Annotated in this window: 1 protein-coding gene; it reads left to right on the forward strand. The window is 67.2% G+C overall.

The window, feature by feature from the left end:
• A partial coding sequence (locus AC01FP_RS18360; protein ID WP_474482292.1) for a chemotaxis protein CheW occupies positions 1-731 on the forward strand: 731 nt, incomplete at both ends.

Raw genomic sequence — 731 nt, forward strand, 5'->3', positions numbered from 1 at the left:
TCGAATTGCCACTGACGCTGAGCATCATCGCCGGTTTGACGGTCGAATGCGGCGCTCACCGATATGCCATCCCCCGATCCTACATCGAAGAGATCGCGCGCGGGCGGTCGTCCGCGATTACGGTCGAAGAACTCGGCGATACCAGCTTCGTCACTTTCCGCGGCAAGCGAGTGCCCGCCATTGCTCTGGGCAAAGTGCTGGGTGACCGCAACCCGCCCGCTCTGAAGGCAGGGGTGTTCGTGTTCGTCCGCCTCGCCAATGGCGATCTGTTCGCGCTGGTGGTCGACCGGGTGCTCGACAACGAGGACCTCGTGGTCAAGCCGCTGGCCCCGGCGGTAATGGCGACCGGGGTCTATGCCGGCTCGACCCTGCTCGACGACGGCAACCCGATCCTGATGCTGGACATTCCCAATATCGCCGCCCGCCATCAGCTGTCGAGCCCGCTCGGCACGCGCCGGGTGCCGGTGGCGGAGAAGGCTGCAGGCGAAGTCGCCGAAGCAGACCGGGTCATCCTGTTCACCGATCTGTCGGCCCGGCGCCGCGCGGTGCGGATGGCGGCGGTTCAGCGCATTCAGTCGATCGACATCGCCGACCTTGCCCGCGAAGGCGACCAGTGCCGGGCGAGCGTCGACGGCCGGATCCTGCCGGTGGTCGGGGTCGACGGCCCGTTGCCGGCAGAAGGGCGCATCGTGATGCTCCGCCTCGGCGATGGCGCGCGCGAAATCCTGTAC

The sequence above is a fragment of the Cyanobium sp. NIVA-CYA 375 genome (genome assembly GCF_056108345.1).